This is a genomic window from Pseudomonas lurida (genome assembly GCF_013522705.1).
GTDB lineage: Bacteria > Pseudomonadota > Gammaproteobacteria > Pseudomonadales > Pseudomonadaceae > Aquipseudomonas > Aquipseudomonas quebecensis.
Genome location: NZ_JAAMRE010000007.1, coordinates 47,008 through 73,624 on the forward strand (window position 1 = coordinate 47,008; position 26,617 = coordinate 73,624).

At 60.7% G+C, this 26,617-nt stretch carries 21 protein-coding genes; 13 read left to right on the forward strand and 8 right to left on the reverse strand.

Annotation, left to right across the window (positions count from 1 at the left end):
- Window positions 1-159 precede the first annotated feature (159 nt).
- The 6 genes from fadB to G7025_RS08300 all read left to right on the forward strand — a co-directional run bounded on the left by fadB (window position 160) and on the right by G7025_RS08300 (window position 7,637).
- Window positions 160-2,307 (forward strand): fatty acid oxidation complex subunit alpha FadB, encoded by a 2,148-nt coding sequence (gene fadB, locus G7025_RS08275; RefSeq protein ID WP_181078055.1) that lies wholly within the window; start codon window positions 160-162, stop codon window positions 2,305-2,307.
- 29 nt (window positions 2,308-2,336) lie between these two features.
- Window positions 2,337-3,512: an acetyl-CoA C-acyltransferase FadA gene (gene fadA / locus G7025_RS08280; protein ID WP_003189650.1), complete on the forward strand. Its 1,176-nt coding sequence runs from the start codon at window positions 2,337-2,339 to the stop codon at window positions 3,510-3,512.
- A 94-nt stretch (window positions 3,513-3,606) separates the two neighbouring features.
- A complete protein-coding gene (locus tag G7025_RS08285) occupies window positions 3,607-3,843 on the forward strand; it encodes a DUF1653 domain-containing protein (protein ID WP_181078057.1) in 237 nt (78 codons plus the stop codon).
- Between the two features lie 114 nt (window positions 3,844-3,957).
- Window positions 3,958-6,579 (forward strand): type I DNA topoisomerase, encoded by a 2,622-nt coding sequence (gene topA / locus G7025_RS08290; protein WP_181078059.1) that lies wholly within the window; start codon window positions 3,958-3,960, stop codon window positions 6,577-6,579.
- A 185-nt stretch (window positions 6,580-6,764) separates the two neighbouring features.
- Window positions 6,765-7,286: a DUF6586 family protein gene (locus tag G7025_RS08295; protein WP_181078061.1), complete on the forward strand. Its 522-nt coding sequence runs from the start codon at window positions 6,765-6,767 to the stop codon at window positions 7,284-7,286.
- A 117-nt stretch (window positions 7,287-7,403) separates the two neighbouring features.
- A complete protein-coding gene (locus G7025_RS08300) occupies window positions 7,404-7,637 on the forward strand; it encodes a hypothetical protein (protein WP_010212068.1) in 234 nt (77 codons plus the stop codon).
- Between the two features lie 125 nt (window positions 7,638-7,762).
- Here G7025_RS08300 and sulA read toward each other — a convergent pair whose 3' ends face one another.
- Both sulA and lexA read right to left on the reverse strand, forming a co-directional pair.
- A complete protein-coding gene (sulA, locus tag G7025_RS08305; RefSeq protein WP_181078063.1) occupies window positions 7,763-8,236 on the reverse strand; it encodes an SOS-induced cell division inhibitor SulA in 474 nt (157 codons plus the stop codon).
- Window positions 8,237-8,246: 10 nt separating this feature from the next.
- Complete coding sequence (lexA, locus tag G7025_RS08310; protein WP_003172575.1) at window positions 8,247-8,855, reverse strand: transcriptional repressor LexA; 609 nt, start codon at window positions 8,853-8,855, stop codon at window positions 8,247-8,249.
- A 263-nt stretch (window positions 8,856-9,118) separates the two neighbouring features.
- Between lexA and G7025_RS08315 the strand changes: the two genes are divergently transcribed.
- Both G7025_RS08315 and nagZ read left to right on the forward strand, forming a co-directional pair.
- The gene (locus tag G7025_RS08315; RefSeq protein WP_181078064.1) at window positions 9,119-9,826 is read left to right on the forward strand and encodes a TetR/AcrR family transcriptional regulator; all 708 of its coding nucleotides are present in this window, start codon (window positions 9,119-9,121) and stop codon (window positions 9,824-9,826) included.
- Between the two features lie 144 nt (window positions 9,827-9,970).
- Complete coding sequence (gene nagZ, locus G7025_RS08320) at window positions 9,971-10,978, forward strand: beta-N-acetylhexosaminidase (RefSeq protein WP_181078066.1); 1,008 nt, start codon at window positions 9,971-9,973, stop codon at window positions 10,976-10,978.
- Here the strand turns inward: nagZ and G7025_RS08325 are convergent.
- The 3 genes from G7025_RS08325 to mfd are packed head-to-tail and all read right to left on the reverse strand — an operon-like array spanning window position 10,975 to window position 17,708.
- On the reverse strand, window positions 10,975-13,668 hold the full coding sequence (locus G7025_RS08325) for a DEAD/DEAH box helicase (protein ID WP_181078068.1): 2,694 nt from the start codon (window positions 13,666-13,668) through the stop codon (window positions 10,975-10,977). The genes nagZ and G7025_RS08325 overlap by 4 nt on opposite strands.
- Window positions 13,669-13,677: 9 nt before the next feature.
- Window positions 13,678-14,247 (reverse strand): CsiV family protein, encoded by a 570-nt coding sequence (locus tag G7025_RS08330; RefSeq protein WP_181078070.1) that lies wholly within the window; start codon window positions 14,245-14,247, stop codon window positions 13,678-13,680.
- An 11-nt stretch (window positions 14,248-14,258) separates the two neighbouring features.
- Window positions 14,259-17,708: a transcription-repair coupling factor gene (gene mfd / locus G7025_RS08335; protein ID WP_181078071.1), complete on the reverse strand. Its 3,450-nt coding sequence runs from the start codon at window positions 17,706-17,708 to the stop codon at window positions 14,259-14,261.
- Window positions 17,709-18,048: 340 nt separating this feature from the next.
- Here mfd and G7025_RS08340 point away from each other — a divergent pair, with 340 nt between their 5' ends.
- Window positions 18,049-19,512, forward strand: a complete 1,464-nt coding sequence (locus tag G7025_RS08340; protein WP_181078073.1) for a glyceraldehyde-3-phosphate dehydrogenase — start codon at window positions 18,049-18,051, stop codon at window positions 19,510-19,512.
- A 172-nt stretch (window positions 19,513-19,684) separates the two neighbouring features.
- Here the strand turns inward: G7025_RS08340 and G7025_RS08345 are convergent, their stop codons facing one another.
- On the reverse strand, window positions 19,685-20,218 hold the full coding sequence (locus tag G7025_RS08345) for a chalcone isomerase family protein (RefSeq protein ID WP_181078074.1): 534 nt from the start codon (window positions 20,216-20,218) through the stop codon (window positions 19,685-19,687).
- A gap of 213 nt (window positions 20,219-20,431) precedes the next feature.
- On the opposite strand from G7025_RS08345, the gene sthA reads away from it, so the two are divergent.
- Window positions 20,432-21,826, forward strand: coding sequence for a Si-specific NAD(P)(+) transhydrogenase (sthA, locus tag G7025_RS08350; RefSeq protein WP_181078076.1), 1,395 nt, complete (start codon window positions 20,432-20,434; stop codon window positions 21,824-21,826).
- A gap of 42 nt (window positions 21,827-21,868) precedes the next feature.
- Here sthA and G7025_RS08355 read toward each other — a convergent pair whose 3' ends face one another.
- Window positions 21,869-22,591 carry a glycerophosphodiester phosphodiesterase gene (locus G7025_RS08355; protein ID WP_181078077.1) on the reverse strand — a complete coding sequence of 241 codons (723 nt, stop codon included), beginning with the start codon at window positions 22,589-22,591 and terminating at the stop codon, window positions 21,869-21,871.
- Between the two features lie 43 nt (window positions 22,592-22,634).
- Window positions 22,635-23,219 (reverse strand): PilZ domain-containing protein, encoded by a 585-nt coding sequence (locus tag G7025_RS08360; RefSeq protein WP_181078079.1) that lies wholly within the window; start codon window positions 23,217-23,219, stop codon window positions 22,635-22,637.
- Between the two features lie 94 nt (window positions 23,220-23,313).
- Between G7025_RS08360 and G7025_RS08365 the strand changes: the two genes are divergently transcribed.
- From G7025_RS08365 to G7025_RS08375, 3 genes are all read left to right on the forward strand, one after another.
- Window positions 23,314-24,564 (forward strand): lipoprotein-releasing ABC transporter permease subunit, encoded by a 1,251-nt coding sequence (locus G7025_RS08365; protein ID WP_181078081.1) that lies wholly within the window; start codon window positions 23,314-23,316, stop codon window positions 24,562-24,564.
- Between the two features lie 7 nt (window positions 24,565-24,571).
- The gene (gene lolD, locus G7025_RS08370; RefSeq protein WP_162830773.1) at window positions 24,572-25,255 is read left to right on the forward strand and encodes a lipoprotein-releasing ABC transporter ATP-binding protein LolD; all 684 of its coding nucleotides are present in this window, start codon (window positions 24,572-24,574) and stop codon (window positions 25,253-25,255) included.
- Between the two features lie 61 nt (window positions 25,256-25,316).
- Entirely contained in the window at window positions 25,317-26,561 is a 1,245-nt protein-coding gene (locus tag G7025_RS08375) for a lipoprotein-releasing ABC transporter permease subunit (protein ID WP_083377897.1), read from the forward strand.
- Window positions 26,562-26,617 lie beyond the last annotated feature (56 nt).

The window sequence follows — 26,617 nt, forward strand, 5'->3', positions numbered from 1 at the left end:
TGAGCGTTTGTCTGTCAGACCGCTCGTACAGAATCCCGACTATCGCATTGGCGGGTGTGCCTGGCGGATTGGCATGAGCATTGACCTCACCGTCAGTGTCCAACCAGAGGCCAGCGTCCGATGTGTACTGTTCAGCTTCCATATCGTGGAGATCAGTTGATGATTTACGAAGGTAAAGCCATCACGGTTAAGGCTCTTGAAAGTGGCATCGTCGAATTGAAATTCGACCTCAAGGGTGAGTCCGTCAACAAGTTCAACCGTCTAACCCTGAACGAACTGCGTCAGGCCGTAGACACCATCAAAGCAGATGCTTCGGTCAAGGGCGTGATCGTCTCCAGCGGCAAGGACGTGTTCATCGTCGGCGCTGACATCACCGAATTCGTCGACAACTTCAAGCTGCCCGATGCCGAGCTGGTGGCTGGCAACCTCGAAGCCAACAAGATTTTCAGCGATTTCGAAGACCTCAACGTCCCGACGGTTGCCGCGATCAATGGCATCGCCCTCGGTGGTGGCCTGGAGATGTGCCTGGCCGCTGACTTTCGTGTGATGTCGGCGACCGCAAAAATCGGCCTGCCGGAAGTGAAGCTGGGCATCTACCCAGGTTTCGGCGGCACCGTGCGCCTGCCGCGCCTGATCGGTGCGGACAATGCTATCGAGTGGATCGCCGCCGGCAAGGAAAACCGTGCCGAAGACGCACTGAAAGTCGGTGCCGTGGACGCTGTGGTTGCCCCGGACAAACTGGCCGAGGCCGCGCTGAACCTGATCAAAGGCGCCATCAGTGGCGAATTCGACTACAAGGCCAAGCGTCAGCCCAAGCTGGAAAAACTCAAGCTCAACGCCATCGAACAAATGATGTCGTTCGAAACCGCCAAAGGTTTCGTCGCTGGCCAGGCGGGCCCGAACTACCCGGCGCCGGTTGAAGCCATCAAGACCATCCAGAAAGCCGCGAACTTCGGTCGCGACAAAGCCCTGGAAGTGGAAGCGGCGGGCTTCGTCAAACTGGCGAAGACCTCGGCTGCCCAGAGCCTGATCGGCCTGTTCCTGAACGATCAGGAGCTGAAGAAAAAGGCCAAGGCCTACGACGAAATCGCCAGCGACGTGAAGCAGGCTGCCGTACTCGGCGCCGGTATCATGGGCGGCGGTATCGCCTATCAATCGGCGTCCAAAAGCACGCCGATCCTGATGAAAGACATCAACGAACACGGTATCGAGCAGGGCCTGGCGGAAGCCGCCAAACTGCTGGTGGGCCGTGTGGATAAAGGTCGTATGACCGCAGCGAAAATGGCTGAAGTGCTTAATGGCATTCGTCCTACGCTGTCCTACGGTGATTTCGGCCACGTCGACCTGGTGGTCGAGGCGGTCGTCGAAAACCCGAAAGTCAAACAGGCCGTATTGGCTGAAGTGGAAGCGCAGGTCAAGGAAAACACCATCCTGGCCTCCAACACCTCGACCATTTCCATCTCGCTGCTGGCCAAGGCCCTCAAGCGTCCGGAAAACTTCGTCGGCATGCACTTCTTCAACCCGGTGCACATGATGCCGCTGGTGGAAGTGATCCGTGGCGAGAAGTCCAGCGAGCACGCGGTGGCCACCACCGTTGCCTACGCCAAGAAAATGGGCAAGAACCCGATCGTGGTCAACGATTGCCCGGGCTTCCTGGTCAACCGCGTGCTGTTCCCCTACTTCGGCGGTTTCGCCAAGCTGGTCAGCGCCGGCGTGGACTTCGTGCGCATCGATAAAGTCATGGAAAAATTCGGCTGGCCCATGGGCCCGGCGTACCTGATGGACGTGGTTGGCATCGACACCGGCCACCACGGTCGCGACGTGATGGCCGAAGGCTTCCCGGACCGTATGAAAGATGACCGCCGCTCGGCTGTTGACGCGCTGTACGACGCCAAGCGCCTGGGCCAGAAGAACGGCAAGGGCTTCTACGCCTACGAGGCGGACAAGAAGGGCAAGCAGAAGAAAGTCGCCGACCCTTCGGTGCACGAAGTACTCGCCCCGATCGTCTACGAGCAGCGTGAAGTGTCCGACGAGGACATCATCAACTGGATGATGATCGCCCTGTGCCTGGAAACCGTGCGTTGCCTGGAAGATGGCATCGTCGAGACTGCCGCCGAAGCCGATATGGGCCTGGTGTACGGTATTGGTTTCCCTCCATTCCGTGGTGGTGCGCTGCGTTACATCGACTCGATCGGTGTGGCCGAGTTCGTTGCCCTGGCTGATCAATACGCTGAGCTGGGCCCGCTGTACCACCCGACCGCGAAGCTGCGTGAAATGGCCAAGAACGGCCAGAGCTTCTTCGGTTAAGCGCCCAGACGACTAGAGCGAGAATATTTATGAGCTTGAATCCAAGAGACGTCGTGATTGTCGACTTCGGTCGCACGCCGATGGGCCGCTCCAAGGGCGGCATGCACCGCAATACCCGCGCCGAAGACATGTCGGCGCACCTGATCAGCAAAGTGCTGGAACGTAACACCAAGGTCGACCCGAACGAAGTCGAGGATGTGATCTGGGGCTGCGTCAACCAGACCCTGGAGCAGGGCTGGAACATCGCGCGCATGGCGTCGCTGATGACTCAGATCCCCCACACTGCGGCCGGCCAGACCGTCAGCCGCCTGTGCGGCTCGTCGATGAGCGCGCTGCACACCGCCGCCCAGGCGATCATGACCGGTAACGGCGATGTATTCGTGGTCGGTGGCGTGGAGCACATGGGCCACGTCAGCATGATGCACGGCGTCGATCCGAACCCGCATATGTCGCTGTACGCGGCCAAAGCCTCGGGCATGATGGGCCTGACGGCGGAGATGCTCGGCAAAATGCACGGCATTACCCGTGAAGCCCAGGATGCCTTCGGCCTGCGTTCCCATCAACTCGCTCACAAGGCGACCGTGGAAGGCAAGTTCAAGGATGAAATCATCCCGATGAACGGCTACGACGAGAACGGTTTCCTGAAACTGTTCGACTACGACGAGACCATTCGTCCGGATACCACCCTGGAAAGCCTGGCGGCCCTCAAGCCTGCCTTTAATCCGAAGGGCGGTACCGTCACGGCGGGCACGTCGTCGCAAATCACCGATGGTGCCTCGTGCATGATCGTGATGTCGGCGCAGCGTGCCCAGGACCTCGGGATCCAACCGCTGGCGGTGATTCGTTCGATGGCGGTGGCGGGTGTGGACCCGGCGATCATGGGCTATGGTCCAGTACCGGCGACGCAGAAAGCCTTGAAGCGCGCGGGTCTTTCCATCAGCGATATCGACTTCTTCGAGCTCAACGAAGCATTCGCCGCACAGGCTCTGCCGGTGCTGAAAGATTTGAAAGTGCTCGACAAGATGAATGAGAAGGTTAACCTGCACGGCGGTGCGATTGCCCTGGGCCACCCATTCGGTTGCTCCGGTGCGCGAATCTCTGGCACGTTGCTCAATGTAATGAAGCAAAATGGCGGCAATCTCGGGGTAGCCACCATGTGCATTGGTCTTGGCCAAGGCATTTCCACCGTCTTCGAACGCGTCTAAGCGTTGGGTTGACGGAAGCCGGGGCCCAGTGCCCCGGTTTTTGTTTTTTGGAATTTTTAAATTTTTTTTATAAATTTTGTAAGGGGGCCAGAGCATGAAAGTCGAACCAGGGCTCTACCAGCATTATAAAGGTCCGCAGTACCGGGTTTTCAGCGTGGCGCGCCATTCCGAGACCGAAGAGCAAGTCGTGTTTTACCAAGCACTGTATGGCGATTACGGCTTTTGGGTGCGCCCCTTGAGCATGTTCCTGGAAAGCGTCGAGGTTGACGGCGAGCAGGTCCCACGCTTTGCTTTGGTCCAGGCCGAACCCAGTCTTTTTAAAGGGCAATAACCGTAGGCCGCGCAGAATGCTGCGCTTGACCTCACCCGGTTGCCACTATATATAGCGTTGCCGCGTCAGGCGCCAACTGCCTTTCACTTCTCGAATTCAGGAATTTTCCGATCCATGGGCAAATCGCTGGTCATTGTGGAATCCCCGGCTAAGGCCAAGACCATCAACAAGTACTTGGGCAACGAGTACGTGGTGAAGTCGAGTATCGGCCATATCCGAGACCTGCCCACCAGCGGTTCGGCTAGCGCCAGCAAGGAGCCTGCCGCCAAGCGCGGCAAGGCCGCCGCAGGCGAAGGTCCGGTACTCAGCCCCAAGGAGAAAGCGCGCAAGCAGCTGGTCTCGCGCATGGGCGTCGATCCGGATCATGGCTGGAAGGCCAAGTACGAAATCCTTCCGGGCAAGGAAAAGGTGATCGAAGAGCTGCGTCGGCTCGCCAAGGATGCTGACACCATCTATCTCGCGACGGACTTGGACCGCGAAGGGGAAGCCATTGCCTGGCACCTGCGGGAAGCCATCGGCGGTGACGACAGCCGCTACAAGCGCGTGGTGTTCAACGAGATCACCAAGAAAGCCATCCAGGAAGCTTTCTCCAAGCCCGGCGAGCTGGATATCGACCGCGTCAATGCCCAGCAGGCGCGGCGTTTCCTTGACCGCGTGGTGGGTTACATGGTTTCGCCGCTGCTGTGGGCCAAGATCGCCCGTGGCCTGTCCGCCGGCCGTGTGCAGTCTGTAGCCGTGAAACTGGTGGTGGAACGTGAGCGCGAGATCCGTGCATTCATCCCTGAAGAGTACTGGGAAGTCCACGCCGACCTGGGCACCGCCAAGGGCGCCAATGTGCGCTTCGAAGTGGCTCGTGAGAAAGGCGAAGCCTTCAAGCCGCTGAACGAAGCCCAGGCCATGGCCGCGCTGGAAAAGCTCAAGACATCCAGCTACAGCATCGTCAAGCGTGAAGACAAACCTACCAGCAGCAAGCCGTCGGCACCGTTCATCACCTCCACCCTGCAACAGGCCGCGAGCAACCGCCTGGGCTTCGGTGTGAAGAAAACCATGATGATGGCCCAGCGTCTGTACGAAGCCGGTTACATCACTTATATGCGTACCGACTCCACCAACCTGTCGCAGGATGCGGTGGCGATGGCGCGTACCTATATCGAAAGCGAGTTCGGCAAGAAGTACCTGCCGGAAAAGCCTAACGTCTATAGCAGCAAGGAAGGCGCCCAGGAGGCTCACGAAGCGATTCGTCCTTCCGACGCCAACACCGAGCCAAGCAAGCTCAGTGGCATGGAACGCGACGCTGAGCGCCTCTACGAGCTGATCTGGCGCCAGTTCCTGGCTTGCCAGATGCTGCCGGCGCAATACCTGTCCACCACCGTCAGCGTGGGCGCCGGGGATTTCGAGTTGCGCGCCAAGGGCCGTATCCTCAAGTTCGACGGTTACACCCGCGTGATGCCGCAGATCGCCAAGCCTGGCGACGACGATGTGCTGCCGGACATGGCCCAGGGCGACACGTTGAAGCTGATCAAGCTTGACCCGTCCCAGCACTTCACCAAGCCGCCGGCGCGTTATTCGGAAGCCAGCCTGGTCAAAGAGATGGAAAAACGCGGCATCGGTCGTCCGTCGACCTACGCGGCGATCATTTCCACCATCCAGGACCGTGGCTACGTGGCGCTGCATAACCGTCGTTTCTATTCGGAAAAGATGGGTGACATCGTTACCGAGCGTCTCTCCGAGAGCTTCTCCAACCTGATGGACTACGGCTTCACCGCCGGCATGGAAGAGAACCTGGACGATGTGGCGCAGGGCGAGCGCGACTGGAAAAACGTGCTGGACGAGTTCTACGGCGACTTCAAGAAGAAACTCGAAGTGGCCGAGAGCCCTGAAAACGGCATGCGTGCCAACCAGCCGGTGATGACGGACATTCCATGCCAGACATGCGGTCGTCCGATGCAGATTCGCACGGCGTCCACGGGTGTGTTCCTCGGCTGCTCGGGCTATAGCCTGCCGCCGAAAGAACGCTGCAAGGCCACGGTCAACCTGGTGCCGGGCGATGAAATCGCCGCCGACGACGAAGGTGAATCCGAATCGCTGGTCCTGCGCGGCAAGCATCGCTGCCCAATCTGCAGCACGGCGATGGATGCTTACCTGTTGGATGAGAAGCACAAGCTGCATATCTGCGGTAACAACCCGGATTGCAACGGCTACGAGATCGAAGAGGGCACTTACCGCATCAAGGGCTACGAAGGTCCGAGCCTGGAATGCGACAAGTGCGGCAGTGAGATGCAGCTCAAGACCGGCCGTTTCGGCAAGTTCTTCGGCTGTACCAACCCGACGTGCAAAAACACCCGCAAACTGCTGAAAAGCGGCGACGCGGCGCCGCCGAAGATGGACCCGGTGAAAATGCCGGAGCTCAAGTGCGAGAAGGTCAACGACACTTACATCCTGCGTGATGGTGCCTCGGGCTTGTTCCTGGCGGCCAGTCAGTTCCCGAAAAACCGCGAGACCCGCGCGCCGTTGGTGATGGAGATCGTGCCGCACAAGGACGAGATCGATCCGAAGTACCACTTCCTGTGTGAAGCACCGAAGAAGGACCCGGACGGTCGCCCAGCGGTGATTCGCTACAGCCGCAAGACCAAGGAGCAGTACGTGCAATCCGAAGTGGATGGCAAGCCGACCGGCTGGAAAGCCTTCTACGAAGGTGGCAAGTGGAAGGTCGAGGACAAGCGCCAGGGCGCTTGATCTTTCGCATGCACTGAAGATCCAGTGTGGGAGGGGCAAGCCCCTGCCACATTTGGATTTTTTTGGTTTCTGAAAGTAGAGTTCCGACCTGCACAAGCAGCGGTTATTGCACTTGCGGTCGATTCGGCTGATCCGTGACACTGTTCAGCCAGCATCACGCCTAATTCGTTGTGGAGATTGCCGTTATGGCCCACGAACTCTATACCCGTACCAATCAGAAAATTTACTTCGCGGGTTTGTCCCTGGAAGCCCTCGGTCGTGCCGAGGAAGGGAAGGAGATGAACGCCATCGCGCTGGTCCAGGCGGGGCGAGAAGCGGCGTTGTTCCACTTGTACGGCGCCTTGCTGGGGCTGTGCCATGAAATCGCCGGGTTCTACCGCTTACCCCAGGCGGGTTCGCCGCGTGCCGAAATGATCATGAACAGTGAAGTGCTGGCGTCCATGGCCATTCCCGAATTAGCCGAGCTGGTAGAAATGGCTCAGAGTCCCGACAGCTGGGTGGCGCGTTTGCTCAAGGCCCATGCTGATATGTTCCAGCCGCCCCGCGTCCCCCATGTACCTAAAGGCGACGTCACTCAACCGCTGATCGTAGCGGTCGCGCTGGAAGAGGAGGAGCCCAAGCCCCTGAGTCGGGAAGAGCTGGAAGGCTGGCGGCAAGCGCTGAAAAAGATGGCACTGCGCTTTCGTGAAGGGCTCAACGAGTGTTAATAGCGGCTTTTACTTAAAAAGCACCGTTTATCAAGCCGTAAAGAAACCTGTTCAGATCCGCAGCGAGGCCGGGCGGATGACTGATATAATCCCGGCCTTTCGTGGAGAACAGATTTTATGCCGACGTCCTTTCTGGAAATTGTTGAACTGCCTGACGGCCGAATCGAACTGCGCCGGGCTGAGGACGAGGGCTCTCTGGTTATTCTGGATTTTTCCGAGGACGCCAAGGTGTTTCTGCAAGGTCAGCATGTGGAAGTGGCAAAAGCCATGTTGAGCGTCGGTGTGCAGATGGCGGGGCGACTGGCCGAAGGCGAGCCGGAGAAAGAAGACGGACCGCGAGTACTTCACTGATTGTTCAAGCCGTATAGTGTTGTGGTGGGGTATTAAGCAGGCTCACCACTCACATCGTTTCACGCCTACCTTCACCCTCCACCACAACGAGCCTCCTCCTGAGGATGGCCCGCGTGGGGGAATCTTCATCCCAATCGAATATTCAGGCTCTGCGCATCGCCGACGCGCGCGGCGTTGACCAGTTGTTGCCTGGAGGCGGCACTCAATGGGTTTAGCCAGCTGACCACGGTGTGGCTGCGGCCCAGGCGCAATGCCTCGCACGTCAGCTGTTGAGCGCTTTGTGTGCCGCGCGGTTGCAGCAAAAGGATACGTTCGCGGTTGAGGCCGGCTTCCCGCAGCCAGGCCTGGGTAAGGCTGGCGGGCGGGGCGATCAGGGTCAGCCAGCGGGCGTCCTGCTCTTCGCTCAAGTTGCGCAGGATAGGCGCCAACAGGTTCAGGCAGCTCTCGGCAGCACCGCGCAACGACAGCTCACTGAACGCCTCGGGTTCGACGTTCCAGGGCGCCTCGACCGTTTCCTTGAGGATCGGCGCAAGGGGATGGGCCATGAAGGCCTCGAACAGCGACAGTTGGGTGTGTTGTGGGGTGTGTACGAGCTGCATGGTGCCTCCTCTAGCGGCGAATGACGCCGACGCTCAAGCCTTCGATCACCAGGTCCTGATCTTTCAGGTTCACTTCAATCGGGGCGAACTCAGGGTTCTCGGCCAGGAGCCAGACCTTGCTGCCTTCGCGCTTGAAGCGTTTGACGGTGACTTCATCGCCGATACGGGCCACGACGATCTGGCCATTGCGGGCCTCACGGGTGGTGTGCACGGCCAGTAGATCGCCGTCGAAGATGCCGACGTCCTTCATGCTCATGCCATGTACTCGCAACAAATAGTCGGCGCGAGGATGGAAGAAGGTCGGGTTGATATTGCAGGACTCTTCGACGTGTTGCTGCGCCAGGATCGGCGCACCGGCGGCGACGCGCCCGATGATCGGCAATGTCGACTCGTCGGCCTTGGCCTCGAAGCCTGGGATGCGAATGCCTCGCGAAGCACCTGGGGTCATCTCGATCGCGCCTTTGCGTGCGAGGGCCTTTAGGTGTTCTTCGGCGGCGTTGGGGGACTTGAACCCCAGTTCCAGCGCAATTTCCGCTCGCGTCGGCGGGTAGCCGTTGTCATCGAGGCAGCGCTTGATAAAAGCCAGAATCTCAGCTTGGCGTGGCGTCAGTTTTAGCATGTTGATCGCTCTGTCTTTTTATACAGTGACTGGGATTATATACAGTGAACTGCGCTTGGCAATCATCCTTTTTCAGCACTCCGCTGGACGGTCGTGATGCATCCTTCCTACAAGCGCTGGATAGCGCTACCTACAGACCCGTTCGGATGTGATTAAATGGCGCTTGGAGCGATGACTGCCCGGCCGGAAAACGGCCTGCCAGGCTTGACAAGACACAACCTGAAACGTATGTTTCAAACAAGTGTTTGTCAGGCGGAGTAGCCATGGCCCAGTCGGAAACCGTTGAACGCATTCTCGATGCCGCCGAGCAATTGTTCGCGGAAAAAGGATTTGCTGAAACTTCATTGCGGCTGATTACCAGCAAGGCCGGGGTCAACCTCGCGGCAGTGAATTACCATTTCGGCTCGAAAAAGGCCCTGATCCAGGCGGTGTTCTCGCGCTTCCTGGGGCCTTTCTGCGCCAGCCTCGACCGTGAGCTCGAGCGCCGCCAGGCCAAGGCCGATCACAAGCCTAGCCTGGAAGAACTGCTGGAAATTCTTGTCGAGCAAGCGCTCGTGGTGCAACCGCGCAGCGGCAATGACTTGTCGATCTTCATGCGCTTGCTCGGCCTGGCGTTCAGCCAGAGCCAGGGCCACCTGCGGCGGTACCTGGAAGATATGTACGGTAAGGTTTTTCGCCGCTATATGTTGCTGGTCAACGAAGCCGCGCCGCGTATTCCGCCGATCGAATTGTTCTGGCGCGTGCATTTCATGCTCGGGGCCGCGGCGTTCAGCATGTCCGGCATCAAGGCGTTGCGTGCAATTGCCGAGACTGATTTCGGCGTCAATACCTCCATCGAGCAAGTCATGCGCCTGATGGTGCCGTTCCTTGCCGCCGGCATGCGCGCTGAAACCGGCGTGACCGACCCGACCATGGCCGCCGCGCAACTGCGCCCACGCAGCAAAACCGTGCCCACCCCCGCCAAGGTTTGATCTCCCTGGGTGTGCGCGGCCACTGGCATCCGCTAAGCTAGCCGCCATGTTCATGTCTGCTGATTATTCGCAACCCGTTGTGCTCACCGCGTGCCTTGCACCGAGTGAGCGCAACGGGTTGTGTGCGTTATTTAAGGAAGGTTTATGACAGTTGCCCTGCAAGGTTCTTTGATGGTCGACGTGGCCGGTACTTGGCTCACGGCTGAGGATCGCCACCTGTTGCGCCAGCCGGAGGTGGGCGGCTTGATCATTTTTGCGCGCAATATCGAGCATCCACGCCAGGTCCGTGAGTTGAGCGCGGCCATTCGGGCGGTGCGCCCGGACCTGCTGCTGGCGGTCGACCAGGAAGGCGGGCGCGTGCAGCGCCTGCGCCAAGGCTTCGTGCGCCTGCCGGCCATGCGCGCGTTGGCGGACAACCCCAACGCCGAGTACCTGGCCGAGCAGTGCGGCTGGATCATGGCCACTGAAGTGCTGGCGGTGGGTCTCGACCTGAGCTTCGCCCCGGTACTGGACCTGGACTACCAGCGCAGCGCCGTGGTCGGCACCCGTTCCTTCGAGGGCAACCCCGAGCGCGCCGCCGTGCTCGCCGGTGCCTTTATCCGTGGCATGAACAGCGCCGGCATGGCCGCCACCGGTAAACACTTTCCCGGCCACGGCTGGGCTGAGGCGGATTCCCACGTCGCAATTCCCAATGACGAACGCAGCCTGGAGCAGATTCGCGCGAATGACCTGGTGCCTTTCGCACGCCTGAGCAAGCACTTGGCGGCAGTGATGCCGGCGCATGTTATCTACCCGCAGGTGGACGCCCAGCCCGCCGGTTTCTCACGCCGCTGGTTGCAGGACATCCTGCGCGGCGAGTTGCAGTTCGATGGGGTGATTTTCAGCGATGACCTGTCGATGGCCGGTGCCCATGTGGTCGGCGATGCGGCCAGCCGGATCGAGGCGGCATTGACCGCCGGTTGTGACATGGGGCTGGTGTGTAACGATCGTGCGGCGGCTGAGTTGGCGCTGAGTGCGGCGCAGCGGATGAAGGTCACGCCATCGGCCCGCATCGCGCGTATGCGTGGGCAGGCGATTGCTTCGACTGACTACAAACAGGATCCGCGCTGGCTCACCGCACTTGGCGCTTTGCGGGATGCACAGCTGATCTAGCGCTTTTCCTGCTTATTGGGCAACGGCGCAAACAACGCCTCGATATCCTCGTTGCCCAACTGCCAATCTCCCGTGGTCCGTCCATCCAGCACCCCCGCCGCCAGGTCGGATTTTTCCTTCTGCAGGTGCTGGATTTTCTCTTCCACGGTGCCGCGCGCGATCATTTTGTACACGAAGACCGGTTTTTCCTGGCCGATGCGATAAGCACGGTCGGTCGCCTGGTTTTCCGTGGCCGGGTTCCACCACGGGTCATAGTGAATCACGGTATCGGCCTCGGTCAGGTTCAGACCCACACCGCCGGCCTTCAGGCTGATCAGAAAAATCTGCAACTTGCCGCTCTGGAAATCCTTCACGGGTGTGCGCCGGTCGCGAGTCTGGCCCGTCAACAGCGCGTAAGCGACACCGCGTTTTTTCAGCTCCACTTCGATCAGGCTCAACATCGAGGTGAACTGGGAAAACAACAGGATCCGGCGGCCTTCCTCAAACAGTTCTTCGAGCATTTCCATCAGGCTGTCGAGCTTGCCCGAGCTGCTGCCACGAGTGGGCAGGGTCGCATCGTTGATCAGGCGCAGGTCACAGCACACCTGGCGTAGCTTCAACAGTGCTTCAAGGATGATGATCTGGCTGCGCGCCACGCCTTTGCGGGTGATTTCATCGCGGACTTTCTTATCCATGGCCAGGCGCATGGTTTCGTACACGTCGCGCTGGGCCTCGTTGAGGTCGACCCAGTGAATGATCTCGGTCTTGGGCGGCAGCTCAGTGGCCACCTGCTCCTTGGTGCGGCGCAGCAGGAAGGGTTTGATCCGACCGTTAAGGTGCTGCAGTCGTACCTCGCTGGCGCGTTTTTCGATGGGAACGCGGTAGTCGCGGTTGAAGCTTTTGACGTCGCCTAGCCAACCCGGCAGCAGAAAGTGGAACAGTGACCATAGTTCGCCCAGGTGGTTTTCCAGCGGTGTGCCGCTCAGGCACAGACGCTGCCGGGCATTCAGCTCCCGCGCGGCCTGGGCAGCCTTGCTGGAAGGGTTTTTGATGTACTGGGCTTCATCGAGGATCAGCACATGCAAGGGTAGGGCGGCCAGGTGCTCGATGTCCTTGGGCAGCAGCGCATAAGTGGTCAGCAGCAGATCGTAGTCCTGCAGGCTGGCGAAGTGTTTTTTACGCGTGGCGCCGTACAGCGCCAGCACCTTGAGTTGCGGGGTGAAGTGCGCCGCTTCGTCCAACCAGTTGGGGATCAGGCTGGTGGGCATGACCACCATGCACGGCCGGTCCAGGCGTCCGGCGGCCTTTTCACTGAGAATATGCGCCAGGGTCTGCAGGGTTTTACCCAGGCCCATGTCGTCCGCAAGAATGCCGCCCACCTCCAACTGGCGCAGCGACTGCATCCAGCTCAAACCTTCCAGCTGATAAGGCCTCAAGGTCGCGTTCAGGCCTTCGGGCGCCACACAGGTGAAGTCCTTGATATCCCGCAGGCGCTGGGCAAAGTTGCGAATCTTCTCGCCGCCTTCCCATTGCAAAGGCAGGTCTTCCAGCGGGTTGAGGCGAATCGCATCGGCCTTGGCCAGGCGCAGCGCGGTGGTGCCGGGCTCCTGCAGGTAAAACTCACCGAGGGTAGCCAGTACCGGTTTCAGGCGGCCGTAGGGCAGTGCCACTTGCAGCGGGCCATGCCCGCCATTGGGCAGGCCGGGGATATTCACCAGGACCAGCTCGTCATCACGGCGCCGAGCGATTTTCTCCGGGTTGAGGAGCTCGGTGTGGGAGCGCATCAGGTTCAGCAGGATCGGCAGCAGGCTCAGCCGCTCGCCATTGACGATAATCCCCAGCTCAAGGTCGAACCAATCCCGTTCGGGACCTTCATCGACGGTGGCGTACCAGTCGTCCACCGCGCTGAGGTCGAAACCGAAGTCGTCGTCGATCTGCAGTTCCCAGCCGTCGGCGCGCAGGGTCGGCGCGGCGTTGAGGGTGAAGTTCAGCCAGGCGCTGTCATTGACCATCTCGAACAGTTCGCCGGCGCTTTCCGGCAAGGCTTTGCTCTGGCGTGTGGCGATCTTGAAACCCAGCAGGCGCAGCTGTTCGCGGTAGGCCTGTTCCACCTCGGGGTGGCGCTTGATCCGCAGGCTCTGGGTGTCCTGGCGCACAATGATGTCGGCGTTTTTCTGTCCGCTGACATAGTTGCCCAGGTAGTTGAAGGATAACGCCGCGCGGTGCTGGATATAACGCTGCATCTTGCCGTTGCGCGGTTCGAACGCGCTGAACTCGGCGCTGGCCAGCCACAGGCGCGGCACCGGTTGGACGTCGTCCATCGGCACTTGCGGCAGTACGACGCGGTTATCCAGTACAGCCTGGAGTTTTTCCAGCAGTTCGGCGTCCTGGGCGGCGGCGGGGTAGGCCAGGGTTTCCTGTACCTTGAGCAGTACCGCCGCGATGTGTTTGCAGTTGCTGTGCACCGGGCAGGTGCAGCGGCTGTCCACCAAAAGCAGCGCGCCTTTGGCCGACTCGCGCAGCGAAATGGTCTGACGGTACACATTGCCGCCCGAGCCTTCGCAACTGGCAATAATGGTGCTGTCGCCGGCCTCGACGATACGTACGCGGTTTTCCAGCGCGTAACGCCGGCCACGCTCCAGGCTTTGCTCTTTAAAGCGATTGGCCCACGAAGGGGCCAGTGGTTTGGTAAGCGACGACGTCGGGGGCATGGCGCTGGATCAGTCCTGCAGCTCGGGCGGCGGCGCGCTGGGTGGTTTGGCGGTCAGTGAAGTGATCTTGATCAGCAGTGCCAGATGGCCGCCGTCAAGGTAGTTGAGCTGGTTGTTCTTGGTGCGCACGTCCTTCTGCGACAAGTGCTCGCTGGCGACGACGCTGCCGTTGCTGTCGAACTGGTTGATCCAGAAATCCGCATCGATATCGGTGAAGCGCCCCAGTTGCAGGTTCAGCACGCCCTGGATGGGGAATTGACCGAACTGCTCCTGGCCATCGGTGACGGCGATTTTTACCGGCTGTTCGCCGAGGTTCTGCTCCCAGGCCTTGTGCGCCAGCACGGTGAAGCTGTTATCGGCGTTCAGTTTGTCGACAATGTTGTTCAGGCGCGGCGGGCTCATGGTGTCAGTGCCCAAGCGCGAGGCGCCGGCATCCCAGTTTTCCGGCGCGGCGCGGCTGTTGATTACCGGCTCCGCATTCTGGCGCACCAGGATCATTTCTACCTGGTACGGGCTGTCGGCGAACGCCGCGGGCGCGAATACCACTAACAACAGGCTCAGAATGCGGAACAGGCGCATTGGGGCGTCCTTCAAACAGGTGTCGGAATGAGGCGCTCAAACAGCGCCTCCAGGGTATTGAAGCGTTCTTCGGCGCGTTCCATCGGCACCATGAACTTGAACAGCGTAGCCCCTTCGAATTTATAGCGGTTGGGCTGGCCCTGGATCAGCTTGATCAGCACCAGTGGGTCTACCGGCGTCTGCGCTTCGAACTCGATCCGCCCGCCCTGCGGCCCGGCGTCGACCTTCTTGATGCCCAGCTGCTCGGCCTGCAGTTTGAGCAGGGTCAGGCGCACCAGGTTCTTGGTCGGTTCCGGCAGCAGGCCGAAGCGGTCGATCATCTCCACTTGCAGGTCCTTGAGGCCCTCTTCGTCGGTGGCCGAGGCGATGCGCTTGTACAGGATCAACCGCGCGTGCACGTCCGGCAGGTAGTCTTCGGGAATCAACGCCGGCAAACGCAGGTTGATTTCCGGACCGCCGCCCAACGGCTGGTCAAGGTTCGGCTGCTCGCCCTTGCGGATGGCTTTCACCGCGCGCTCAAGCATTTCCATATACAACGTGAAGCCTACAGCCTGGATCTGCCCGCTCTGGCCGTCGCCCAGCAGTTCGCCGGCACCGCGGATTTCCAGGTCGTTGGTGGCCAGCACAAAGCCGGCGCCCAGGTCCTGGGTGTTGGCGATGGCTTCCAGGCGTTTTTCCGCGTCGCCGGTAATCTGCTGGCGCGGCGGCGTGAGCAGGTAGGCGTAAGCCTGGTGATGGCTGCGTCCGACCCGGCCGCGCAACTGATGCAGTTGCGCCAGGCCGAATTTGTCGGCGCGCTCGATGATGATGGTGTTGGCGCTCGGCACGTCGATGCCGGTCTCGATGATGGTCGAGGCGATCAGCACATTGAAGCGCTTGTGATAGAAGTCGCTCATCACCTGTTCGAGCTCGCGCTCGCGCATCTGCCCGTGGCCGATGGCGATCCGCGCCTCGGGCACCAGTTCGGCGAGATCGGCGGCGCATTTCTCGATGGTCTTGACGTCGTTGTGCAGGTAATACACCTGCCCGCCGCGCAGCAATTCCCGCAGCAGCGCTTCCTTGACCGTGCTTTTATTCTGTTCCATCACGAAAGTGCGCACCGACAGGCGCCGCGCCGGTGGGGTGGCGATGATGGACAGGTCGCGCATGCCCGACACCGCCATGTTCAACGTGCGCGGAATCGGCGTGGCAGTCAGGGTGAGGATGTCGACTTCGCTGCGCAAAGCCTTGAGTTGTTCCTTTTGCCGAACACCAAAGCGGTGTTCTTCGTCGATGATCACCAGCCCCAGGTTCTTGATCTTCACATCGTCCGACAGCAGCTTGTGGGTGCCGATCACGATATCGATCTTGCCTTCGGCCAGGTCGGCAACGGCCGCGTTCACTTCCTTGGCGGACTTGAAACGGCTCATCACTTCCACGGTCACCGGCCAATCGGCAAAGCGGTCGCGGAAACTGTTGTAGTGCTGCTGAGCGAGCAGGGTGGTGGGCACCAGGATTGCCACCTGTTTGCCGCCGTGCACTGCGATGAAGGCGGCGCGCATGGCCACTTCGGTTTTGCCGAAGCCGACGTCGCCGCAGACCAGGCGATCCATCGGTTTGGGCGCGAGCATATCGGCGCGCACCGCTTCGATGGTGGTTTGCTGGTCCGGGGTTTCTTCAAAGGCGAAACCGGCGCTGAAGGTCGCGTAGTCGGCCTTCGGATCGGCGAAGGCATAACCTTCACGCGCGGCGCGGCGGGCGTAGATGTCCAGCAGCTCGGCCGCGACATCGCGCACTTGTTCGGCGGCCTTGCGCTTGGCTTTCTGCCAGGTCTCGGAGCCCAACCGGTGCAACGGCGCCAAGGCGTCGTCGCTGCCGGTATAGCGCGCGATCAGGTGCAGGTTGGCCACCGGCACGTAAAGCTTGGCACCCTCGGCATATTCCATCGTGAGGAATTCGGCGGCCTGGTTGTCGATCTCCAGGGTCTGCAGGCCCAGATAACGGCCCACACCGTGGTCGATATGCACCACCGGCGCGCCTTCGCGCAGTTCGGTGAGGTTCTTGATCACCGCGTCATTGTTGGCGTCGGCGCGTTTTTCACGACGCCGACGCTGCATCACGCGCTGGCCGAACAGCGGGCTCTCGGCAATCAGTGCCAGGGCCGGGTCATTCAACAGCAGGCCTTCGTCGAGCGGTGCGATGGTGATCGCCAGGCGATCCTTGCCCGCGACAAAGTCCGGCCAACTGTCGACGGTTTTAGGTCGCAGTTTCAGGCGTTCGAGCAGCTCCAGCAGCACTTCGCGGCGCCCGGCGGATTCGGCGGTAAACAGCACGCGGCCCGGGAAGTCGCCAAGGAATGTGGACAGCGCTTCCAGCGGCTGAGTGGCCTTGGCCTGGATCGCGAGGTCGGGCAGTGCTTGCGCGGGGAAGCGTTCGCGACCGCCACCGGCGTCCACATCCTGCTGGCTGGCCACCACACGCGGCCAGTTTTTCAGGCGCGCGAAGCAGTCTTCCACCGGCAGGAATAATTCGGCGGGCGGCAATAAAGGACGCGAGGGATCGACGCGGCGCTCCTCATAACGGTTGCGCACGTCGTTCCAGAAGTTTTCCGCCGCCTGTTCGATGCCCGGCAGCGAGAACACTTGCGTGTCCTGGGGCAGGTAATCGAACAGGGTGGAGGTTTCGTCGAAAAACAGCGGCAGGTAGTACTCGATACCGGCGGGTGTAATCCCGCTGCTCAGGTCCTGGAAGATCGGGCAGCGGCGGAAGTCGACGTCGAAGCGCTCACGAAAACGCGCCTTGAAGCGGGTCACTGCGTCTTTTTGCAACGGGAATTCCCGCGCCGGCAGCAGCTTGATCGATTCGACCTTGTCGATGGAGCGCTGGTTTTCCGGGTCGAAGGTGCGCAGGGTTTCGATTTCGTCGTCGAACAGATCGATGCGATAAGGCAACTTGCTGCCCATCGGAAACAGGTCGATCAGCGCGCCGCGTACCGCGAACTCGCCGTGCTCGTACACCGTGTCCACACAGCGATAGCCGCTGGCTTCCAGGCGCGTGCGCATCTGCTCCACGTCAAGCTTCTGGCCCACATCCAGCACCAGGCTGCTGCCCAACAGGAACCTGGTCGGCGCCAGGCGGTGCAACGCCGTGGTGATCGGCACCACCAGCACGCCGTGGGCCAGTTCCGGCAGGCGGTACAGGCTGGCGATGCGTTGGGAGATGATGTCCTGGTGCGGCGAGAACAGATCGTAGGGCAGGGTTTCCCAGTCGGGAAAATGCAGCACCGGCAAATCGGGGGCGAAGAAGCTCAGCTCCTGCTCCAGCCGTTCGGCGCTTTGGCTGTCGGCGGTAAGCAGCAGGGTAAAGCGCTTGGCTGCGCTGGCAGCCTCGGCGATGGCCAGGCTCAGGGCGGCACCGGGCAGGTTGCCCCAGTGCTGTTTACCTGCCGCGGCAGGGAGTTGCGGTAGACGCAGAACGGGCACGGAAGGTTGAGCTCCAAGCGTTGCGACAAAGTCGGTAATTGTAACGGCCCCAGGTGCCGCCTGTCAGTTGCTGACTGTGCCTATTACGGTTTGTAGGAAATGTAGTGGCTAAGACAAACAATGCAGGGTTTTGACTCAATATGTAGTGCCGAAAAGCACGTATGTTTCGGAGGGTTACGGACAAGTCGGCGCAACCATCTCAATGGTGGCCTTCTGGAACCCGCGTGTTTCCTGGCCTGTAGCGTGGTGGTAGTTTTTTGCAAGGGCTTTTTGTTGGTGTCGGCGCATTGCTCAACGGGCAGTCGGGCGACATAATGTAGCCCCTTTTTTCAGCCCCTACATGTGGAAGGTTCCCGTGACTCAGAAGCCCGACCAGTGTCTTGGTGAATGGATCGACCGTGAAGCACTCGCAGAAGCGATGATCCCGCTCATCGGTCAGCTGTACCGCAATAACAATGTGGTCAGCTCGATCTATGGCCGCAGCCTGATCAACCAGTCAGTCATCGCGATTCTCAAGGCGCACCGCTTTGCTCGCCATCGCTCCGCCGACGACAGCGAACTCTCCGTCCACGAAACATTCCCCCTGCTCAAGGCCATGAGCGAGCTCAAGCTCGGCGCGGCATCGGTAGACCTGGGCAAACTGGCCTACAAATTCCGCAATGAAGCCAACGGCCGCAGCGCCGAGCAGTTCGTGCGTGAAGAAATGGCCGATGTGGTCGGCCAGCAGAGCGCCGCGGCCCGCAAGGGCACCGACGTGGTGCTGTACGGCTTTGGTCGTATCGGCCGCCTGCTGGCACGCATCCTGATCGAAAAAACCGGTGGCGGCGACGGCCTGCGCCTGCGTGCCATCGTCGTGCGCAAAGGCGCCGAGAATGACCTGACCAAGCGCGCCAGCCTGCTGCGTCGCGATTCGGTACATGGTTCGTTCAACGGCACCATCACCATCGACGAAGAAAACAACACCATCACGGCCAACGGTAACCTGATCCAGGTGATCTACGCCAAGAACCCGACCGAGGTGGACTACACCCAGTACGGCATCCAGGACGCCCTGCTGGTGGACAACACCGGCGTATGGCGTGATGCCGAGGGCCTGGGCCAGCACTTGCAGTGCCCGGGCATCGCCCGCGTTGTCCTGACCGCGCCTGGCAAGGGCAAGCTCAAGAACATCGTGCATGGCATCAACCACGCTGACATCACCGCTGACGACAAAATCGTGTCGGCCGCGTCCTGCACCACCAACGCCATCGTGCCGGTGCTCAAGGCCGTGAACGACAAGTTCGGCATCGTCAATGGCCACGTCGAAACCGTTCACTCGTACACCAACGACCAGAACCTGATCGACAACTTCCACAAAGGCGACCGCCGTGGCCGCAGCGCCGCGCTGAATATGGTGATCACCGAGACCGGTGCCGCCACTGCCGCTGCCAAAGCCCTGCCTGAATTGGCCGGCAAGCTGACCGGCAACGCGATCCGTGTTCCGACGCCTAACGTGTCGATGGCTATTCTCAACCTGAACCTTGAGAAAGCCGCTACCCGCGAAGAGATGAACGAGTACCTGCGCTACATGGCGCTGCACTCCGACCTGCACAAGCAGATCGACTTCGTCAATTCGCAGGAAGTGGTGTCCACCGACTTCGTCGGCTCGCGCCACGCCGGTGTGGTGGATGCGGAAGCGACCATTACCCAGGACAACCGCGTTGTGCTGTACGTGTGGTACGACAACGAGTTCGGCTACAGCTGCCAGGTGGTTCGCGTGATGGAAGACATGGCCGGGGTCAACCCGCCGGCGTTTCCGCGCTAAGCCTCTGCGCTGAATGAAAAAGCCCCGACTGGTTCGGGGCTTTTTTGTGGCTGGGATTTTGTGTTGTCTGGGATACCTCATCGGGGGCAAGCCCCCTCCCACGGTTTGATGTGGGAATAGATTCAAATATGGGAGGGGGCTTGCCCCCGAAGGCGATCGTTCATCCGCCGCATCACTTCAGCAACCGGCCGCGCAACTCATCCGACAACCCCCCAGGCGCGAGCCAGATGCCCAGGTAGGCCCGTGCCAGTTCGTCATCGCGACTGATGAACACCACTTGCCCATTGATCTCCAGCTTCAAACCGCGACCGGGATGAAAGTCCAGGGCATAACGGTCACCGCTGCGGATGTCGCGAAAGCTGGCGTGCAACTTATCCAGCTCAGGCTTTAATCGAGCATTGGTTTGTTGGCGTTCAAGAGTGGTCGTGGCGGCCTTGATCACGTCGTTGCGGTCGATGTCGCGAAAGTAATACAGCGTCAGGCGCAGTGCAGCCTGCTGGTCCCAGGCGTGCCTGGCGCTGAGCGCTGCCGGGGCATACAGCGCTGCGGCATACACGTCCGCCCACAGATAGGTGAGCACCGCCTGGTTTTTCAGGATCAGTTCCCCAGCCTGCGCCGGGAAGGCCGCTTGCTTGAGCCGCTGAGCATCACTGGCGTGCGCGGTGATCGACACCATCAGCATCAAACAAAAAAATAGTTGTCGCATAATGCTCATCCTGAAATCGACGCTGATTTGCGTCCTGTAGTATGGCAAGGTTGGCCTACGACGCGACCAAGGGTTAATGTGCGCGGCGTTGAGCCTTCTATAGACTGTGCCCCGGTTCACACACTTGAGCCAAATTGTCCTTCATGACCGCTGGCCGCGGCATGATTTAGCCCGGCGTCCAACCGTACGCCTGGCCTGTTCTGAGGAGTACGCATGGCTGTCTACAACTACGACGTGGTGGTACTGGGTTCCGGCCCGGCTGGAGAAGGTGCGGCGATGAACGCCGCGAAGGCAGGGCGCAAGGTGGCGATGGTCGATAGTCGTCGCCAGGTCGGCGGTAACTGCACCCACCTGGGTACCATCCCGTCCAAGGCCTTGCGTCACTCGGTGCGCCAGATCATGCAGTTCAACACCAACCCGATGTTCCGGGCCATTGGCGAGCCGCGCTGGTTTTCGTTCCCGGACGTGTTGAAAAGCGCCGAGAAAGTCATCTCCAAGCAAGTGGCGTCGCGCACCGGTTACTACGCACGCAACCGTGTCGACCTGTTCTTCGGCACCGGCAGCTTCGCCGACGAGCAAACCATCGAAGTGGTGTGTTCCAACGGCGTGGTCGAAAAACTGGTGGCCAAGCACATCATCATCGCCACCGGCTCGCGCCCGTATCGCCCGGCCGATATCGACTTCAACCACGCGCGTATCTACGACAGCGACACCATCCTGAGCCTGGGCCACACCCCGCGCAAACTGATCATCTACGGCGCCGGCGTGATCGGCTGTGAATACGCCTCGATTTTCAGCGGCCTGGGCGTACTGGTGGAGCTGGTGGACAACCGCGACCAGTTGCTGAGCTTTCTGGACTCGGAAATTTCCCAGGCGTTGAGTTACCACTTCAGCAACAACAACATCACCGTGCGCCACAACGAAGAGTACGAGCGCGTCGAAGGCCTGGACAACGGGGTGATCCTGCACCTCAAGTCCGGCAAGAAGATCAAGGCCGACGCCTTGCTGTGGTGCAACGGGCGTACCGGCAACACCGACAAGCTGGGCATGGAAAACATCGGGGTCAAGGTCAACAACCGTGGCCAGATCGAAGTGGACGAGAATTACCGCACCTGTGTGGCGAACGTCTATGGCGCCGGCGATGTGATCGGTTGGCCGAGCCTGGCCAGCGCCGCCCATGACCAGGGGCGTTCGGCCGCCGGCAGTATTGTCGACAACGGCAGCTGGCGGTATGTGAACGACGTGCCCACCGGTATTTACACGATTCCCGAGATCAGCTCGATCGGCAAGAACGAGCACGAACTGACCAAGGCCAAGGTGCCTTATGAAGTGGGCAAGGCGTTTTTCAAGAGCATGGCGCGTGCGCAGATCGCCGGTGAGCCGCAAGGCATGCTGAAGATTCTGTTTCACCGTGAAACCCTGGAAGTCCTCGGCGTGCATTGCTTCGGTTACCAGGCGTCGGAGATCGTGCACATCGGCCAGGCCATCATGAACCAGCCGGGCGAGCAAAATACCCTCAAGTATTTTGTAAACACCACGTTCAACTACCCGACCATGGCCGAAGCCTATCGGGTAGCCGCCTACGACGGCCTCAACCGGCTTTTTTGAGCGGCTCCGGCCGGTGGCCTGAGCCGGCCGGGGAGACCGATTTCAGCCATTCCCGAGGGTGGCAGTGGCCAAACCGGGAAAGTCTGTAATCAGGCTATCGACGCCGAAGTCGGCGAGCCTGCGCATCAGCGCGGGTTCGTTGACCGTCCACACGGACACGTGCAACCCCTGGCGCTGGGCTTTCTGCAAGCGTTCAGGGGTGCACAGCGTCCAATTCAATGCCAGGTACTCACAGCCGTAGTTCTGCGCGACTTTCAATGGGTCGAGCCAGGCGTATTCGGCCACCAGCCCGCGTGACAGGTCCGGCGTGAGCTCCACGGCGGCCTTGAGCACTTCCCGCGAGCTGGAGGTCACAGTGACCTTGTCCATCAGGCCAAAACGCACGGCCATTTCACGGATTGCCAATACGGTGGTCGCCGCGCGAGTGCGCGAGGCGCTTTTGACTTCCAGTTGCCAGTGATCGAAGTCGCACTGTTCGAACAACGCCTCCAGGCGTGGAATGGGGCAGGGCGTGAGCCAGCCGGGACCGCCCTTGCGCGCGTCCATTTTCACCAGGTCGGCTGCCGAATAGTCAACCACCTTGCCGCGACGGTCAGCCGTGCGTTTGAGGGTCGGGTCGTGGATAACCATCAGCTCGCCGTCCATGGACAGGTGCAAGTCCAGTTCGCAGCGGCGCACACCGTGCTTGAGGCATTGTTGAAAGCTGGTCAGGGTGTTTTCCGGTGCTTCGCCTTTGGCACCGCGGTGGCCGTAAATCAGGGTCACAGTTGCTCCTTTTCGCCGGATCGTCCGGCGGGGTGTATACGAATCAGGTGGCCTGGGCGTCGCTTTTTTCCCGCGCCAGGCGCCGTTCCTGGGCTTGCTTCTGCAGGATGTAGCGCGCCAGCAACTGGCGTTGGGCATCGGTCATGGATTCGAATTCCGTGCCCACATCGAAGCCCTCGCCCTTGGCGTCGCAATGGGTAACCTTGGCGCGCAGCAGCAGGCCCAGGGCCTGGGGCATCAGCACCAGCTTGACCGCCAGGTGCGCGCCGACAGGCAACGATGAGGGGTGCTGGAAGTCGATACCGCCTTCGGAGATGATCACCGGCTGCGGGGCGCCGACTTCGTCCAACAGGCCACGGGCCATGATTTGGCTGAGCAGATCCAGGCGTTTGTTCTGGACTTTGAGGAACGCCGCCAGGCTGCGATCTTTCTCGCTGATCTGGCGCAACAGGTGCTGGGCTTCGAATTCGCTCAGGTGCAATTCACTGAGCAGGTTGAACAGCGGTGAATCATCCAGCAATACTTCCTTGCTGGCTGCTTCAGGGGCAGACAGGCTTTTGATTTGAAGTGCGATCATGTCATCGATACGGTAGTATTCGCGGCGCTCTTCTTCATCTAATGTCGTCATGGCGAACCCCAGCTGGCGGTAATGGTCTGAGTGTAAAGCTGCTTACCAGACCCCGCCACCGGGACGTCTTCTTTTCCTCCGAACAAGCCCCGACATGTTCAGACCTCTCTTCGTATTTATCGGCACGCGTTATACCCGTGCAAAGCGCCGCAATCATTTTGTGTCGTTCATTTCCTTGACCTCGATGATCGGGCTCGCCTTGGGCGTGGTTGTGATGATCGTGGTGCTGTCGGTGATGAACGGCTTCGATCATGAGATGCGCACCCGCGTGCTGGGCATGGTGCCCCATGCGACCATCGAAGCCAGCGAGCCCATCGGCGACTGGCAGAGCCTGGCCGACAAGGTCAAGCAGAACCCCAAGGTGGTGGCCGTTGCGCCGTTCACTCAGATGCAGGGGTTGCTGACCAATGATGGCAAGGTGCAGAAAATCCTGCTCAACGCCATCGACCCGGCCCAGGAGCGCAAGGTCTCGATCATCGACCGGTTCATGCTGCAGGGCAGGCTTGACGACCTGGCGCCCGGCAGTTTTGGCATCGTCATCGGTGACAAGGCCGCAGCCAAGCTCGGCGTGGGCATCGGCGACAAGCTCACCTTCGTCGCCCCGGAAGTCACGGTCACCCCGGCCGGTATGTTCCCACGCATGAAGCGCTTTACCGTGGTCGGCACGTTCCACGTCGGCGCCGGTGAAATCGACGGCTACCTCGGCCTGACCAATCTCACCGACCTGGCCCGCCTGCATCGCTGGCAGCCGGATCAGGTGCAGGGCCTGCGCCTGAAATTCAGCGATCTGTTCGACGCGCCGCGCGGTGCCTGGGAAATCGCCCAGCACTTGGGTGAAACCGAGTATTACGCCCGCGACTGGACCCGCACCCACGGCAACCTGTACCAGGCCATCCGCATGGAAAAAGCCATGATCGGCCTGTTGCTGCTGCTGATCGTCGCCGTTGCAGCGTTCAACATCATTTCCACCCTGGTGATGGTGGTCAACGACAAGAAAGGCGATATCGCCATCCTGCGCACCCTGGGCGCCACGCCGGGGCAGATCATGGCGATCTTCATGGTGCAGGGCACCGTGATCGGCGTGGTCGGCACCTTGATCGGCACCGCCGTCGGCATCCTCGCCGCGCTCAACGTCAGCGCGGCCATCGCCGGCCTGGAAACCCTGATCGGTCACAAATTTCTCAACGCCGACGTGTATTTCATCGACTACTTACCGTCCCAGGTTCAGGCCCAGGATGTGTTGATGGTGGGCGGGGCGGCGTTGGTCCTGAGTTTCCTTGCCACCCTGTATCCAGCCTGGCGCGCGGCACGCACCCAGCCAGCACAGGCCTTACGTTATGAGTGAATCGGGCATGAGTGAAAAAGCAATTTTGAGCTGCCGTAACCTGGGCAAATCCTATGAGGAAGGCCCGGAATCCGTGGTGGTGCTCTCCAACCTGCAGCTTGAACTGCACCCGGGCGAGCGCGTGGCGATTGTCGGCAGTTCGGGTTCCGGTAAAAGTACGTTGCTCAACCTGTTGGGCGGCCTTGATACGCCGTCCCAGGGCAGTGTGTGGCTGGCCGGTGAAGAGCTGTCGGCTCTCGGTGAGAAGGCCCGTGGCCAGCTGCGCAATCGGTCGCTGGGTTTTGTCTACCAGTTTCACCACCTGTTGCCGGAATTCACCGCCCTGGAGAACGTGTGCATGCCGTTGCTGATCGGCAAGACCGCGATCCCCGAGGCCCGCCAACGCGCCACGGCGCTGCTGGAGCGTGTCGGCCTCGGTCACCGTCTGGAGCATAAACCGGCGGAGTTGTCCGGGGGCGAGCGCCAGCGCGTAGCGATTGCCCGCGCCCTGGTGAACAACCCCGGCCTGGTGATGCTCGATGAGCCCACCGGCAACCTCGACTCCCACACCGCCCAAGGCATCAAGGACTTGATGCTGGAGTTGAGCACCCAGATGCGCACCGCGTTCCTGGTGGTGACCCATGACATGAGCATGGCCCGGCAGATGGACCGCGTGCTGCATCTGCAGGAAGGTCATCTGGTCGCCATCTGACCCGTTTTCCAGCCCGGCGCCTGGCGTCGGGCTTTTTCATTTTTTCAGGCGGTGCACGCGAATGTTCAGACCGTTATCGATTTTCATCGGCACGCGCTATACCCGCGCCAAGCGCCGCAATCGCTTTGTGTCGTTCATCTCCATGACGTCCATGATCGGGCTCGCCCTGGGCGTGCTGGCGATGATCGTGGTGCTGTCGGTGATGAACGGCTTCCAGCGCGAAATGAGTTCGCGCATCCTCGGCATGGTGCCCCATGCGACCGTCGTCGGCGTAAAACCGATCGACGATTGGCAGCCGGTGGCGGCCGCTGCGATGAAGAACCCGCAGGTCACGGCTGCGGTGCCTTTCACGCAAATGGACGGCATGTTCTCCTACAAGGGCGCCATGCAGCCCATCGAGATCAGCGGCGTCGATCCGGCCCAGGAAGGCAAGGTGTCGATCGTGGCCCAGCATATCGTGCGCGGCAAACTGGAAGACCTGAGGCCCGGCGAGTTCGGCGTGGTGGTCGGTGAGATCACCGCGCGGCGTTTCCGCCTCAATGTGGGCGACAAGCTGACCCTGATCGTGCCGGAACTCAGCAGCGCGCCTGGCGGCATCACCCCGCGCATGCAGCGGTTGAATGTAGTGGGGATCTTCAAGGTCGGCGCCGAGCTGGATGGCTCCATGGCCCTGATCAACATGGCCGACGCCGCCGAGATTCAACATTGGCAGCCGAACCAGGTGCAGAGCGTACGCCTGGCGGTGAAAGACCTGTACGCCGCGCCCAAAGTGTCGGCGGACATTGCCGCCAGCCTGGGCGCGGGCTACAAGGCCGATGACTGGACCCACACTCAGGGCAGTCTGTTCAGCGCGATGAAAATGGAAAAGACCATGATCGGCCTATTGCTGCTGATGATTGTCGCCGTGGCCGCGTTCAATATCATCGCTACGTTGATCATGGTGGTGAACGACAAGGGCGCGGACATCGCGATTCTGCGCACCATCGGCGCCACGCCGCGCCAGATCATGGCGATCTTTATGGTGCAGGGCACGGTAATCGGGATCGTCGGCACCTTGATCGGCGGCGTGCTCGGCGTGATCGCGGCGTTGAACGTGAGTGAACTGGTGGGGTGGCTGGAGCGCGTGACCGGGCAGCATATCTTCAGTTCGGATGTGTACTTTGTCAGCAACTTGCCGTCCGAGCTGCAAGGCGGGGATGTGCTGTTGATCTGCTCGGCCGGCTTTGTACTGAGCTTTCTGGCGACCATTTACCCAGCGTACCGGGCGGCGAAGATCGAGCCGGCGCATGCGCTGAGATATTCGTAGTCATTGAGACCGCTATCGGGGGCAAGCCCCCTCCCACAGTTGATCGCGTTTATTCA

Excerpts from the sequence above, each read along its gene's own strand:
- fadB (WP_181078055.1), top strand. The coding sequence starts at position 160 with ATGATTTACGAAGGTAAAGCCATCACGGTTAAGGCTCTTGAAAGTGGC.
- sthA (WP_181078076.1), top strand. The coding sequence starts at position 20,432 with ATGGCTGTCTACAACTACGACGTGGTGGTACTGGGTTCCGGCCCGGCT.
- G7025_RS08315 (WP_181078064.1), top strand. The coding sequence starts at position 9,119 with ATGGCCCAGTCGGAAACCGTTGAACGCATTCTCGATGCCGCCGAGCAA.
- nagZ (WP_181078066.1), top strand. The coding sequence starts at position 9,971 with ATGACAGTTGCCCTGCAAGGTTCTTTGATGGTCGACGTGGCCGGTACT.
- G7025_RS08300 (WP_010212068.1), top strand. The coding sequence starts at position 7,404 with ATGCCGACGTCCTTTCTGGAAATTGTTGAACTGCCTGACGGCCGAATC.
- topA (WP_181078059.1), top strand. The coding sequence starts at position 3,958 with ATGGGCAAATCGCTGGTCATTGTGGAATCCCCGGCTAAGGCCAAGACC.
- fadA (WP_003189650.1), top strand. The coding sequence starts at position 2,337 with ATGAGCTTGAATCCAAGAGACGTCGTGATTGTCGACTTCGGTCGCACG.
- G7025_RS08345 (WP_181078074.1), bottom strand. The coding sequence starts at position 20,218 with ATGCGACAACTATTTTTTTGTTTGATGCTGATGGTGTCGATCACCGCG.
- G7025_RS08375 (WP_083377897.1), top strand. The coding sequence starts at position 25,317 with ATGTTCAGACCGTTATCGATTTTCATCGGCACGCGCTATACCCGCGCC.
- lexA (WP_003172575.1), bottom strand. The coding sequence starts at position 8,855 with ATGCTAAAACTGACGCCACGCCAAGCTGAGATTCTGGCTTTTATCAAG.
- G7025_RS08340 (WP_181078073.1), top strand. The coding sequence starts at position 18,049 with ATGTGGAAGGTTCCCGTGACTCAGAAGCCCGACCAGTGTCTTGGTGAA.
- G7025_RS08295 (WP_181078061.1), top strand. The coding sequence starts at position 6,765 with ATGGCCCACGAACTCTATACCCGTACCAATCAGAAAATTTACTTCGCG.
- sulA (WP_181078063.1), bottom strand. The coding sequence starts at position 8,236 with ATGCAGCTCGTACACACCCCACAACACACCCAACTGTCGCTGTTCGAG.
- G7025_RS08325 (WP_181078068.1), bottom strand. The coding sequence starts at position 13,668 with ATGCCCCCGACGTCGTCGCTTACCAAACCACTGGCCCCTTCGTGGGCC.
- G7025_RS08360 (WP_181078079.1), bottom strand. The coding sequence starts at position 23,219 with ATGACGACATTAGATGAAGAAGAGCGCCGCGAATACTACCGTATCGAT.
- G7025_RS08330 (WP_181078070.1), bottom strand. The coding sequence starts at position 14,247 with ATGCGCCTGTTCCGCATTCTGAGCCTGTTGTTAGTGGTATTCGCGCCC.
- G7025_RS08365 (WP_181078081.1), top strand. The coding sequence starts at position 23,314 with ATGTTCAGACCTCTCTTCGTATTTATCGGCACGCGTTATACCCGTGCA.
- G7025_RS08285 (WP_181078057.1), top strand. The coding sequence starts at position 3,607 with ATGAAAGTCGAACCAGGGCTCTACCAGCATTATAAAGGTCCGCAGTAC.
- lolD (WP_162830773.1), top strand. The coding sequence starts at position 24,572 with ATGAGTGAAAAAGCAATTTTGAGCTGCCGTAACCTGGGCAAATCCTAT.